Raw genomic sequence first — 13,756 nt, forward strand, 5'->3', positions numbered from 1 at the left:
CCTTAATATTAACTACTTTTTAAATATTAATTTTATATATCTATTATATACCACTTTAATCAAAAAACCAAACTTTTCTAATATAAAATTTTTTTAACAGATAAAAATAAAGTGTATATATAGATGAGAGCACTAGTAATATACCCAGATTTTCTAAGTTAAAACTACTATTTAATATATTATTTAAAAAGAATAGAGAAAGTATGGTGTTTGCAATTGCTATAAAATATGGTATGAAAAATAATGTACCTATCTCTATACTAACAATCTTATTCATAGTTTTAAAAGATAGACCTATTTTTGATAAGTTTTTGTATTTAACTTTATCATATGGCTCGTCTGTATATAATCTAAAATATAAAAAACTTAAAACACCCATAAAAAGTATCACACCTATAAAAATACCCATAAATTGTAGAATTTTACTTTGTTGTAATTCCACTAAATACATGTCTGGTAAAGTTAAAAAGTATGACCTATTGTATTCTCTATCCAAATTAAAGTGCTTTTCTTTTAGATTTTCAGTTATATTAGCACTAGTTTGCCAGTTATTATAATCAAATCCATAAAAACTCAGTTTTGAAAATTCATTTTCTATATCATTATATAAACTATCATTTATAATTATAATTTTATTGAACATTCCAGTAGGAAAAATTATATTATTTGATGATGCTTTTATTTTTATATTTATTCTTTTTATATTATAATTTTTTACTTGTTTTAGAGACTTTATGTGTTCTTGTGAATTACTACCAGGAATTAATATACCTTCATCCTTTTTGAGATTCACCTCATCTAATTTTAATTGTTTCGACAATGCATTATAATTTTTTACACTTAATATCGCATCTCTATTATGTTTAAGTATGGGGAAACTTAGCTCTTTATAATCATATCTTTTAATTGTCTTTCTAATTTGTTGCAATTCTTCATATTCTTTCTCATTATTATCTTCTGAGAAATATGAGTAAACCATTGGGAAGTTGTTTTTAGAAGATTCTCCTTGAGAACTTACAAGTGATGAAGTTGTTGTAAATGCTACTAAAGTAGCTGATAAAAGTATTGTCATTAAAAACAGCAACCTTGTATTATCTTTTAATTTATACATTAGATTACTTATAAGTAACATATTCACTTTTCTTTTATAAAACTTTTCTTTATTTTTTAAATACTTTAATATTAAAATTATAAATTGAGAAAAAAATAAAAATGTACCCAAAATGATTAATAACGTTATTGTATACATACCTCCATTTATTTTTAACTTGTTACCAAATAGTATCATAGCATATCCTATTATAAGACATACTATACAAATTACTCCAAGCAACTTTGAAGTCTTTATATCTTTTTTAGGCTTTCTTGTTCCTACTAAAAGCTCTAAAACATTATTCTTATTCAATAACTTTAAGCTTAATGGTCCTGTTATTAAAAACAAAATTGTAAAACATATGACTGTCATCAGTATTGCTTTTAATGGAAAATAAATTGCTGTTAAGTTTATATAAAATAACTTACTTAAATACAATAAAAACAATTTAGAGACTGATAGACCAAGTAATATTCCCAGTATTATTGCTAAGGAACCTATTATCAAGTTCTCAATTAATATCAATCTTTTTAATTGTCTATTGCTCATTCCAATTATTATCAATATTCCAAAATCTTTTAATCTATATTTTAAGAAATTTCCTAAAGAATACAATATAAAAAGCAAGCTAAACCCTAGTATTATTAATTCGGAAACCATAAGAGCCATAAACGCAGTAGAGCCATTTTGGATTCCTGAATCTGCTATGATTGGATGAAACATAGATACAGCAAAGACAAAAAATATCATTATAGAAAAAACTGAACTTAAAAAATATGCTAAATATGCACTAAAGTTCCTAACTATATTATTATAAGCAAACCTTCTAAAGCTCACTATCTTGCACCTCCTATCTGAGACAATACAGATAGTATTTCATCATAAAAAGAATTACTGCTTCCAGATTTTTTTATTTCTGTATATACACACCCATCCTTTATAAAAATCACTCTATCTGAGTAACTTGCACTATATGCTTCATGAGTTACCATAAGTGTAGTTACATTTTGTTCTTTATTTATCTTAGTAAATAATCTTAGAACATCATCAGTAGATTTTGAATCAAGATTTCCAGTTGGTTCGTCTGCAAGTAGTAGTGATGGTCTATTTATAATTGCCCTGGCAATAGCACATCTTTGAGCCTGACCTCCTGAAATTTCATAGATTCTCCTATCTAAAAGATTATCAATACCTAAAAATTTAGCTACGTTTATGGTTTGTCTATTCATATCTTTAACATTCGCACCATCTAATGTAAGTGGTAACATGATATTTTCTTCAACAGTTAGAGTATCAATTAAGTTAAAATCTTGAAATACAAAACCAAGTTGTTTTCTTCTAAATTCAGCAAGCTTTTCTCCTTCTAATTCACTTATGTCACATCCATCTAATATAACTTTCCCTTCATTCTGTTTGTCAACTGTAGATATTATATTTAAAAGAGTAGATTTACCACTTCCAGATGGTCCCATAATAGCTACAAACTCTCCTTTTTCTATATTTATACTAACTTTATCCAAGGCTTTAAATGGAACCTTTCCACAATATGTTTTTGATATATTTTTAATACTTAATATGTTCATTTTATATTCTCCATAACTTTTTTATTTTTACTACAATACTATATTATCGTGAACATACTACTTTAACCATAAAAATACCCTAACAATTAACTTACATATTTGTAAGCCAATTAAATTAGGGCATTAAATAATCTAACTAATTATTGATTACTATTAAATTTAAAATTTAAACGTTTTTCAAATTCATCTAACACCATGGGTTTAGCAAATAAGTATCCTTGAACTTTATCACAACCTATTTCTTTTAAGAATTCCACTTGTTCATAAGTTTCTACACCTTCACAGATTACTTTAATATTAATAGCTTTTGCCATTTCTACTATCTTGGAAATAATAATTTTACCACGTTTTGTGTCTGTTGTCTCAATTAAAAATCCTCTATCCAATTTTAAAACATCAAAAGGAAGGTCTTTTAATAAATTTAAAGATGAATACCCTGAACCAAAGTCATCCATTGATATAATAAAACCTATTTCTTTAAGCTTTTTCATTATGTTAATCAATATATCTAAATTGTCAAATACAACACTTTCAGTTAGTTCAAGTTCAATAAACTTAGGAGAGATGTTGTACTTATTTATCAAATCAGTGATATTTTCTATAAAATTATCTCTGTATAAATGAACTCTAGACATATTCACTGAGATTGGTACAGGAGTATATCCTTCATTTATCCATTTGTTAATCGTCTTACAAACCTCTTCAAATACAAACATGTCAACATTTACAATGAAACCATTCTTTTCAAATAAAGGTATAAAGTCTATAGGTGAAATAAATCCCATTTCTGGGCTATCCCATCTTATCAGAGCTTCTGCTCCCTCAATTTCATTTCCATCATTTAGACTATATTTAGGCTGATAATACACTATAAATTCATCTTTTTCTAAAGCTTTATTCATATTATCTTCCAATCGTTTTTCATTATACAGTCGATTTCTTGTCTCTTCATTAAAAAATGAATATGAGTGTTCGTATTTTTCTTTTTTAGTTTTTGCTGCAATATTTGCTCTGTCAATTAACAGGTCAATCTTTTGAGCATCATCTTTTTCAGTGATTTTATATATTCCACTTGATATAACAATTTTATATTTAGATGAATTATTAGTACTTAAGTTACAAATTTCATTATTTATTTTAGACAATCTACTTAAAAGTTCATCTTCAGTACTGCAAAAAACCAATAGTATAAAATGGTCATTATCCATCCTAGCACAAAGCTCAAATTTATTCATATTATTATTTAAAACATGTGCAATATGAATTAATATCTTATTTCCCTCAGAATAACCAAACATCTCATTTATATATTTAAATTTATTTACATCTAACTGCACCAAGTAGAAATCATCTCGATATTAATTTTTTAAAATATATATAGAATCTTTTCTAAATTTTTCCTTGTTTTTTATTCCACTTAAAGAATCATAATAAGCCAACTTTTTAAGTTGGTCTATTAACTTAGCATTACTTAATTTCCACAATATCATAAATATTAATATATAGAAATATAATTTTATTATAAAATTAATTATTAGGCTTTTAAAATTTTCAAATATATCACATTTTGATATTAAAGTCCAATTAGTATCCTTAATATTTGTATATTTTACATTATATAATCTCCAGTTATTCCAATATAAAAAACTACTTTTTTGTTTTTCATTTATATTTTTTAAAATTTCATCTTTAGTACTTCCTATGATATTCCCTTCTAAACTCAAAGTATTACTTTTATTATTGATAGAGTTTTTATCCGATTCAGAAATAAGAGTATAATCTTTGTCTATCATTAGAAATTTAATAGAATCCTCAAAGTTACTTCTACTCACTATCTTATTTACATTTTGAAAATAAAAAGACGCAAAAATGGTTCCTGTTACCTCATTGTTTTTTACAATAGGCATATATATAATAAACACTTTATCACCTGTAACATTACTAGTCTCAATGTCTGAAACTACTACTTGCTTAGTTTTAATTGCTTTCTTAAAACCAACCTTATTTTTTATTGAACCAACTTTTTCCCTATATGTACTTGAAACATTTCCTTCTGTATCTGTTATACCAATCATAAAAAGATTATATTCTTTTTGATATGGTCTTAATAATTTTCCTTTTTCAATTAGAGATATCTCACTATTAGAAAATCTATCATCTTGACTAAGAGCTTTTAATAAGGAAGTGTTTGTTTTTAAATAGTCCTCAAGCTCTCTTTTAGATGCCTCAAGCATATTTTCAGAAGTAACCTTCATAGAATTACTTGCACATATAATTGTGCTTGTGAAATCAATCAAGACTAATAACATTAATAAAATTAATATGTGTTTAAAAATTAGTCCATCAAATACTTTTTCTTTTCTTCTCATATTAAAACACCATTAATTATATAATTTATTTTTTTGTTATCTAATGTTAGATTTAGCAAATTTGATTTTGTTATCAACACATTATTACCTCCTTATAAAACCTTTATTGTATACCATTTTATCACAATTATGTCTAATTATGGTAGAATAGTGTCAAATATTACGACAATAACAATTGTACAATTAAAAAACAAAAAAATACCAAGCCAGAAATTATATTCTAGCTTGGCATTTTTAATTTACAAATTAAGCATTAACTTTTGCTTTTAAGTATTCATCTATTGAGGCTGCTGCTGTTTTACCAGCTCCCATTGCAGATATTACTGTTGCTGCTCCAGTAACAGCATCTCCACCTGCAAATACTCCTTCTTTAGAAGTTTGTCCATTCTCATCTGTTATTAGACATCTTCTCTTATTTATATCAAGACTCTTTGTCGTAGAAGATATTAATGGATTTGGACTTGTTCCAAGTGACATTATAACTGTATCTACATCAAGTACAAATTCAGAACCTTCTATTTCTATAGGTCTTCTTCTTCCAGAATCATCTGGTTCTCCTAATTCCATTCTTATACAAACCATACCTTTAACATATCCATTTTCATCTACTAAAATTTCTTTAGGATTTGTCAATGTATTAAATATAATACCTTCTTCTTTTGCATGGTGTACTTCTTCAGCTCTTGCTGGAAGCTCTTTTTCACTTCTTCTATAAACTATATATGATTCTGAACCTAATCTTAATGCAGTTCTAGCAGCGTCCATAGCAACATTTCCACCACCAACTACAGCAACTTTTTTACCAGAACTAATAGGTGTGTCATAATCATCTCTGTAAGCTTTCATTAAGTTTACTCTAGTTAAGAATTCATTTGCAGAAAATACCCCATTTGCATTCTCTCCTGGTATATTCATAAACATTGGAAGACCTGCTCCTGAACCTATGAATATAGCTTCAAATCCTTCATCTTCTATAAGCTCATCTACTGTTATTGTCTTACCAACAATTACATTAGTTTCTATTTTTACACCTAATTTTCTTATATTATCTATTTCAGGTTGAACAACAGCTTGTTTTGGAAGTCTAAATTCAGGTATACCATAAGTTAAAACTCCACCTGGCTCATGCATTGCTTCAAAGATTGTTACATCATAACCTTTTTTAGCTAAATCACCAGCACAAGCTAGTCCTGCTGGACCACTTCCTATTACTGCTACTTTTTGATTTTTCTTAGGCTCTGTATCAGATAAATTTATATCATTTTCTTTTGACCAATCTGCTACAAATCTTTCTAGTTTACCTATTGATACTGCATCTGATTTTATTCCAAGTATACATACACCTTCACATTGACTTTCTTGTGGGCATACTCTACCACAAACAGCTGGTAATGAACTACTCTTAGCTATTACTTTAGCAGCACCTTCTATATCATCTTCTTTAACTTTTGTTATAAATCCTGGAATATCTATTCCTACTGGACATCCACCTACACATTTTGGTTTTTTACAAGCCAAACATCTATTAGCTTCTGCCATAGCTTCTTCTTTATTGTATCCTAAACACACTTCATCAAAATTTTTTGCTCTTACAGCAGGTTCTTGTTCTCTAACTGGTACTTTTACTTTTTTAGCATCCATTATTTGTTACCTCCACATCCACAATTACTATGATGATGACTATCGCCTTCTTCAAGTTTTAGCATAGCTCTTCCTTCTTGAGTCTTGTACATAGATTGTCTTCTCATTGCTTGGTCAAAGTCAACTAAATGTCCGTCAAATTCTGGACCATCTACACATGCAAACTTAGTTTCATCTCCAACACTAACTCTACAACCACCACACATACCTGTTCCATCAATCATTATTGTATTTAAACTTACTATAGTAGGTATATTTAACTCTTTAGTTAATTGGCACATAAATTTCATCATTATCATTGGTCCAATTACGATTGCTTGGTCATATTTTTTGCCTTGATTATCAACTAAATCTTTTAATAAGTCTGTAACTCTTCCATTAAATCCATATGTACCATCATCTGTTGATACGTATACGTTTTTAGCTACTTCTCTCATATCATCTTCTAATATTATTAATTCTTTAGTTCTTGCACCAATTATTACATCTACATCTAATCCATTCTCTTTAAACCATTTAACTTGTGGATACACTGGAGCAGAACCAACTCCACCAGCTACAAATAATATTTTTTTATTTTTTAATTCTTCTATATCTTCATGTATAAATTCACTTGCTTGTCCTAATGGTCCTACAAAGTCCATTACAAAATCGTTTTCTTCAAACATTGCTAATTTTTTAGTTGAAGCACCAACTGTCTGGAATACAATAGTTACTGTTCCTTTTTCTCTATCATAGTCAGCTATTGTTAGAGGAATTCTTTCTCCCTTTTCGTCATTCTTAATTATTATAAATTGACCAGGTTGAGAAGATTTTGCAACTCTAGGCGCCTCTATTTCCATCAAATAAATACTATCTGTTAATTGTCTCTTACTAACTATTCTATTACTCATCTCGCTATTCTCCATTCTAACAAATATATTTTTCCCACTCTAAATTTAATTAAAAACATAAACACACAAAACTATAACTTATTATAATATAATATTAGTTCTTGATTAATTGTTTTGTATTGGACATCCCCCCTATAAAATAATTATAACTGCCCAAACTACAAATAGTTGATATTAACAAATTTCTTTTAATTGCCAATAAACACTAAGTCTATATCATATGTCTAATTTGTTATAGATTTAACCTAATACACACTTAAAGTATACTATATTATGCCAAATTTGTAACAAAAATTTTATAAATACATAATAAAATTTTTTTATTCAATTATTTATTTAATAAATTAACTTAGGTTTTCATAATAACACTAATTTCTTTAAAAACTAAACGTGTATAAGGCTTTAATCTATTGCAATACCAGCTTTCATATTATTTAAAATACACCCTTATTTTATTATATATCTAAAATTTTCAATATTCATTAATTATTTGAATTTTTATATAAAATTTTTACAATTTCTAAAGATTTATTTACTTATGTAATAAATTATAATAATATTAATTTATAAAGTTAATAATTAATATAGATTAAAATAAAAATAATATAAACATAGGAGGTACATGCTTTGAAAAACATTATTTCTGCAAAAGAACTTATATCAAAGCTAGAACAAAATGATAATCTAGTCATTATAGATTGTAGGTTTGACCTTATTAATAGAACTTATGGTATTGATTCTTATAAAAAAGGACACATAAAAGGCAGTTTCATCTTAGATATAGACAAGGATTTATCGTCTCCTACAAAAGAACATGGTGGTAAAAATCCTTTACAAGACCCTTTCATATTAAAAGAAAAGTTAGAAAAAATGGGCGTTGATAACGATACTACAATTGTAGCTTATGATGATGGAGATTTAAATGGAGCTTGTAGATTATTTTTCCAATTAAAACATTTAGGTCTTAAAAAGGTCTATGTACTAGATGGAGGAATAACTTCTTTCGTGAACGAAGGCGGAGAACTAGAAGAAAAAATAAATATTCCAAATTGCACAGGTAAAGAAATTAAACCAAATATAAATGATGATTTAGTTGTGCCAATGGAATATGTTAAATCTAAATTATATAAAAAAGATACTGTAATCATAGATTGTCGTGCCAACGAAAGATATCAAGGTCTAGTTGAGCCTGCTTATTCAAAAGCTGGTCATATACCTAGTGCTAAGAATTATTTTTGTAAGGATTTAATAAAAAGTAATTTTGAAAATGGTTCACTTAAAGACATGGAATTTTTAAAAGATTTCTTCAAAGATTTAAATACTTATGATGAAGTAATTTTATCTTGTGGTTCAGGAATATCTGCTTGTGTCAATAGTCTTGCTCTTAGAGAGCTTGACATTCCTCATAAGATTTATGTTGGTAGCTTTAGCGACTGGATTAGCTATGATGACAATGAAATTAAGACTGGTCAAGAATAAAACTAATAACATATAAAATCAGTCTATAATATCTTAAATATTATAAAATATCATAAAGGCGTTAGTCATTTAGACTTTCGCCTTTAATTGATATTTCATATACATTTTTAAATTCATCATATATACATTTTAATAATATTAATAAACTGCAACATGACCATCACATCTTGATTCTGTTGCACAGATATAACTTTCTTGTTCTGTTTTGAATATTATTTGACCTCTTCCCATATCAACACTATCATTAATTACTTTTATTTCATGCCCTTTTTCAATTAATGACTCTATTATGTGTTTTGGCATATCTGATTCAACTTCTATTTTCTTGCCTTCTATCCATTGCCATCTTGGAGCATCTAGTGCCTCTTGAGGATTTAGACCAAAATCTATCATGTTTGTTAGTACTTGAACATGTCCTTGTGGTTGCATAAATGCACCCATTACACCAAATGGTCCTATTGCTTTATCTTCTTTGCCTAAAAATCCAGGTATTATAGTATGGTAAGGTTTTTTAAATGGTTTTACTACGTTATGATGTTTAGGGTCTAAGTTAAAATTATTCCCTCTACTATGTAATGCAATCCCAGTGTTTGGTATCACAATTCCAGAACCAAAGTTTATATAGTTACTCTGTATATATGAAACCATATTTCCATCTTTATCAGCAGTACAAAGATACACTGTACCACCACAGTATGGCTCTCCTTCACTTGGATATAGAGCCTTTTTGTTATCGATTAATGAACTTCTTTTTTTGGCATACTCTTGATTTAATAAATCTTGAACCTTCACCTTCATGTGTTCTATATCAGTTACATAAGTTTTAGAATCTGCAAAAGCTAATTTTAAACTTTCTATAATCTTATGTATATCTTCCACATTTTCTATATTTCCTTCTATATTTAATTCTTTTAATATATTAAGCGCCATTAAAACTGTTATCCCATGTCCATTTGGTGGAATTTCAAATATTTTATATCCTTTATATTCTGTGCTTATAGGCTCTACCCATGTTGGATAAAAACGCTCTAAATCACTTTTTCTTATAGCTCCATCAAATTTTCTAGAATATTCATCTATTTTATCAGCAAGTCTTCCTCTATAAAAGCTTTCAGATTGAGTATTTGCTATTTCTTCTAATGTATTTGCATGTTCTTCACATATAAATATATCTCCAGCTTCTGGAGCTTTGCCTTTTTTAGAAAATGTATCAAACCATGGTCTGAATTCTTCCCCAACAAGTTCTTTTTCATATAATTCATATGATTTTTTCCACACTTTAGCCACATTAGGAGATACTACATAACCTTCTCTCGCATAGTTTATTGCTGGAGATAAACATTCCCTTAAACTAAGCTTGCCATACTTTTTATTTAATTCTGCCCAAGCTGCAGGTATTCCAGGTACAGTTACTGCTCCAAATCCATACTTAGGCATTTCCTCAAGATTACCATAATTATTTAATTCCATCTTTTCTGGAGCAAAACCACTAGAATTTAGAGCATGCAATCGTTTTTCTTCTTCTATCCAAACAAGAGCATATGCATCTCCACCAATCCCATTGCTTGTTGGTTCTACCACTGCTAATGTAGCAGCTGTTGCAACTGCTGCATCTACAGCATTTCCACCTTTTTTTAATATTTCAAGCCCAGCTTGAGATGCCAGTGGTGTTGATGTTGCAACTGCTCCATTTTTAGCATATACGACATTTCTTATTGATGAATATTTATGTTGATAAGCGTTAAACTTCATAAACTTCAACTCCTTGTCATTTTTTATTTGATGTCTTTCCTAAATTTATTATATAACATCAGGTAACACAACTGATATAAAATATATACTTTTTCCAAATCTTAATTTTTTCATCTTAATATATCCCCTAAGATTTTATATCTTAGCTTAAAACAACTTAATTTATTCTATTATCATATTTTGAGCATATTTTAAGGTTAAAAAATAATATATAAAGTATCCTATATAATAAATGACTAGAGTTATGATAATTGGAGTAATTAATGACCTAGGTATAAACTTTTGTGCAATTGACATTGCAAATAGATTATGAACTGTACCTACGACTAATGGAAGTAAAAATACAACTTTTAATTGTTTTGATATTATTTTCTCAATATCTTTGTTGTTTGCTCCAAGTTTTATTAACATAATATATCTTTCTTTATCATCATATATACTTGATAGTTGCTTAAACAGAATTATGCTACCTGTACATAAAAGAAATACTACAGATAAAAATATACCTATAAATAACATAAGACCACTTAATTTTATCAAATTATTATAGTTCTCATTCCTTGATGTAAAATTAAAAGGATAAGTAAATTTCATATTTTTATTCACTATATTTTTCAATTTTAAAGTTAAATCAAGTCCTTTCTTTTCGTTATCTATGTCAATTAATCTTATTAATCTAGAGCTTCTGTCTGACTTTAACTGATTAAAAATTTTATCTTTTACTACAACTAAATCGAATGTAGATTGTGAATTTATTTCTGGTTCTAAAATATTTTCTTGTACTTTAAGAAGATTTGTACCATATTCTTTTTCTCCTTTAATGTATAGCTTTATTTCTTTAGTATTAAAATTTTCTAAAAATATTTTCTTATATGAATCAGAAACATAATACGCATATTCATTCGAGGATAAATCTTTATAACCTACATTCTGATACTGTCTTAATTTTTTAAAATCACTTTCTTTAATTAAGTCCACAGATATTCTATCTTTTTTTTGATTATTTGCATTTTTATAATACATTTCAAAGATTATATTTTTGTCTATGAGCTCTATTGTTTTATCAAAGATTACCTTATTATTTTTTTTATATTTATATAACAAATCGTCAATTTCTTTATTTACATGATTATTTTCTGCATTTACAGTATAACTGTATTTGTAATTTTCACTTATATTTCTATCTATATCATAATAAAGTGATATGGTAAATCCTAGCATGGTTACACTTGTAGCTATTAATATTGATATTATAGCCAGTATCCTACTATTGCTCTTCAATTTAAATCCAAGTTCAGAAAAAGCAATTAGATTTCTTCCTTTATAATAAAATTTTTTTTTCTTCCTAACAGTGTCAATGATTATAGACATAACTGATGAGAAGAATAAAAAAGTTCCTGGTATTATTGTAATTAATATAAAAATTGAAAGCATAATATTCTCAGCAATAAAATAACTAATTGACATAAGATAAGAAATTGTTATTAGTAAAATACCAAGTATTCCTTTTAACCTTATACATTTTTTAGTTGTATGCTTTTCTGGCAATTTACTAAATAATTCTACAACCCTTTTATTTCTGATTACCATAGTATTTCTTATTCCAATAACTATGAATATTATTAAAAATACAACTAGTGTTTGAACTAAAGCCTTTGCACTTAAATTCATCTTTACTACTATCATTTCATTCATTAACTTTACAAGTATCATAGTCATAAGCTTTGAAAATAACAAACCTAAAAATATTCCTATTAATATTGCAAGTATCCCCATCAAAAAAGTCTCATATAAAAATACTCTTCCTATCTGACTTTTCCTCATTCCAAGTAAACTATAAGTCCCCACCTCTCGTCTACGTCTATTAAAAAAAAATGAGTTCGAATAATATATAAATAAGAAAACAAATATAATTATTACAATCGAGCTTGTGTTAATACTTATCCTGGTTTTATTTCCAAGTGAGTTTAAAGCTTCATTATACTCTATAGATTTAAAACTAAAAAATACAAACACGCTAAATACAATTGAAATAAAATACATTAAATAGTTAAAAAAACTATTTTTTACATTTTGCATTGCAATTCTAAATAAACTCATTTTTATTAACTCCTCCAATTAAGGAAACTGTATTTACTATTTTATTATAGAATTCTCTAGTACTTTCCCCTTTAACAATTTCTGTAAATATTATTCCATCCTTTATAAAGAGTATCCTATCACAAAAACTTGCACATGTAGCATCGTGAGTTACCATTAATATCGTTCTATTGTTATTTTTATTTAAGTTCAGTAGACAATTCAATAAATCCCTAGCAGATTTGGAATCTAATGCTCCTGTGGGTTCATCTGCAAGTATTAATGATGGTTTTGTTGCTATTGCCCTACAGACAGCTCCTCTTTGTTTCTGCCCTCCTGAAACTTCACTAGGATATTTATCTAATATTGATTCTATATCTAATTCTTTTGATATTTCTTGTATTCTATTTTCTATATTTGATACGCTTTCATTTTTTAAAGAAAGGGGCAGAATTATGTTTTCTTTTATTGTAAGAGTCTCTAGAAGATTAGAATCTTGAAACACAAATCCGAGATTATCACGTCTAAAATCTGCTAATTCATTTTGATTCATTTTAACAATATTCTTTCTATTTATGTAAACCTCTCCTGATGAAGGTAAATCTATCGTAGAAATGATATTTAAAAGAGTTGATTTACCCGCACCAGATGAACCCATAATACCAACAAATTCTCCTTTATAAACCTTAAAACTTATTCCTCTTAGAGCTTCAAATTTTGAACCTCTTCTCCCATATTCTTTTTTTACATTTTCAACAGATAATACTTCTTCCATAGTTAAATAATCACCTCTCCTCATAATTAGTTATTTATTAATTCTCACAAATATATTATATATATTAAAATAGCTTTTAAACATTTAATTAC

General features: G+C 27.2%; 10 protein-coding genes and 1 pseudogene. 1 reads left to right on the plus strand and 10 read right to left on the minus strand.

All coding sequences use genetic code 11. The annotated features are described in order from the left end of the window. Window positions 1-55 precede the first annotated feature (55 nt). The 7 genes and pseudogenes from Q3287_RS08890 to Q3287_RS08920 all read right to left on the minus strand — a co-directional run bounded on the left by Q3287_RS08890 (window position 56) and on the right by Q3287_RS08920 (window position 7,579). Window positions 56-1,930, minus strand: a complete 1,875-nt coding sequence (locus Q3287_RS08890) for an ABC transporter permease (RefSeq protein ID WP_167641032.1) — start codon at window positions 1,928-1,930, stop codon at window positions 56-58. Further along, the gene (locus tag Q3287_RS08895) at window positions 1,930-2,676 is read right to left on the minus strand and encodes an ABC transporter ATP-binding protein (RefSeq protein ID WP_054270031.1); all 747 of its coding nucleotides are present in this window, start codon (window positions 2,674-2,676) and stop codon (window positions 1,930-1,932) included. Before Q3287_RS08895 ends, Q3287_RS08890 begins: the two co-directional genes overlap by 1 nt. A 140-nt stretch (window positions 2,677-2,816) precedes the next feature. After that, complete coding sequence (locus tag Q3287_RS08900) at window positions 2,817-3,578, minus strand: putative bifunctional diguanylate cyclase/phosphodiesterase (RefSeq protein ID WP_407963974.1); 762 nt, start codon at window positions 3,576-3,578, stop codon at window positions 2,817-2,819. Between the two features lie 87 nt (window positions 3,579-3,665). Further along, window positions 3,666-4,019, minus strand: a pseudogene (locus Q3287_RS08905) (diguanylate cyclase domain-containing protein); the annotation flags it as partial. A 15-nt stretch (window positions 4,020-4,034) separates the two neighbouring features. After that, the gene (locus Q3287_RS08910) at window positions 4,035-5,045 is read right to left on the minus strand and encodes a cache domain-containing protein (RefSeq protein WP_407963900.1); all 1,011 of its coding nucleotides are present in this window, start codon (window positions 5,043-5,045) and stop codon (window positions 4,035-4,037) included. Window positions 5,046-5,291: 246 nt separating this feature from the next. Next, window positions 5,292-6,686, minus strand: coding sequence for an NADPH-dependent glutamate synthase (gene gltA, locus Q3287_RS08915; protein WP_054270029.1), 1,395 nt, complete (start codon window positions 6,684-6,686; stop codon window positions 5,292-5,294). After that, the gene (locus Q3287_RS08920; protein ID WP_054270028.1) at window positions 6,686-7,579 is read right to left on the minus strand and encodes a sulfide/dihydroorotate dehydrogenase-like FAD/NAD-binding protein; all 894 of its coding nucleotides are present in this window, start codon (window positions 7,577-7,579) and stop codon (window positions 6,686-6,688) included. Before Q3287_RS08920 ends, gltA begins: the two co-directional genes overlap by 1 nt. Window positions 7,580-8,206: 627 nt before the next feature. Between Q3287_RS08920 and Q3287_RS08925 the strand changes: the two genes are divergently transcribed. Beyond that, the gene (locus tag Q3287_RS08925; RefSeq protein ID WP_407963901.1) at window positions 8,207-9,058 is read left to right on the plus strand and encodes a sulfurtransferase; all 852 of its coding nucleotides are present in this window, start codon (window positions 8,207-8,209) and stop codon (window positions 9,056-9,058) included. Window positions 9,059-9,196: 138 nt separating this feature from the next. On the opposite strand, the gene ggt is transcribed toward Q3287_RS08925, so the two are convergent. From ggt to Q3287_RS08940, 3 genes are all read right to left on the minus strand, one after another. Beyond that, window positions 9,197-10,810 carry a gamma-glutamyltransferase gene (gene ggt / locus Q3287_RS08930; protein WP_407963902.1) on the minus strand — a complete coding sequence of 538 codons (1,614 nt, stop codon included), beginning with the start codon at window positions 10,808-10,810 and terminating at the stop codon, window positions 9,197-9,199. 162 nt (window positions 10,811-10,972) lie between these two features. After that, entirely contained in the window at window positions 10,973-12,910 is a 1,938-nt protein-coding gene (locus Q3287_RS08935) for an ABC transporter permease (RefSeq protein WP_407963903.1), read from the minus strand. Further along, window positions 12,897-13,664: an ABC transporter ATP-binding protein gene (locus tag Q3287_RS08940; RefSeq protein WP_054270024.1), complete on the minus strand. Its 768-nt coding sequence runs from the start codon at window positions 13,662-13,664 to the stop codon at window positions 12,897-12,899. Before Q3287_RS08940 ends, Q3287_RS08935 begins: the two co-directional genes overlap by 14 nt. Window positions 13,665-13,756: the final 92 nt, after the last annotated feature.

This window comes from Clostridioides sp. GD02404 (assembly GCF_045898275.1).
Taxonomy (GTDB): Bacteria; Bacillota; Clostridia; order Peptostreptococcales; family Peptostreptococcaceae; genus Clostridioides; species Clostridioides difficile_A.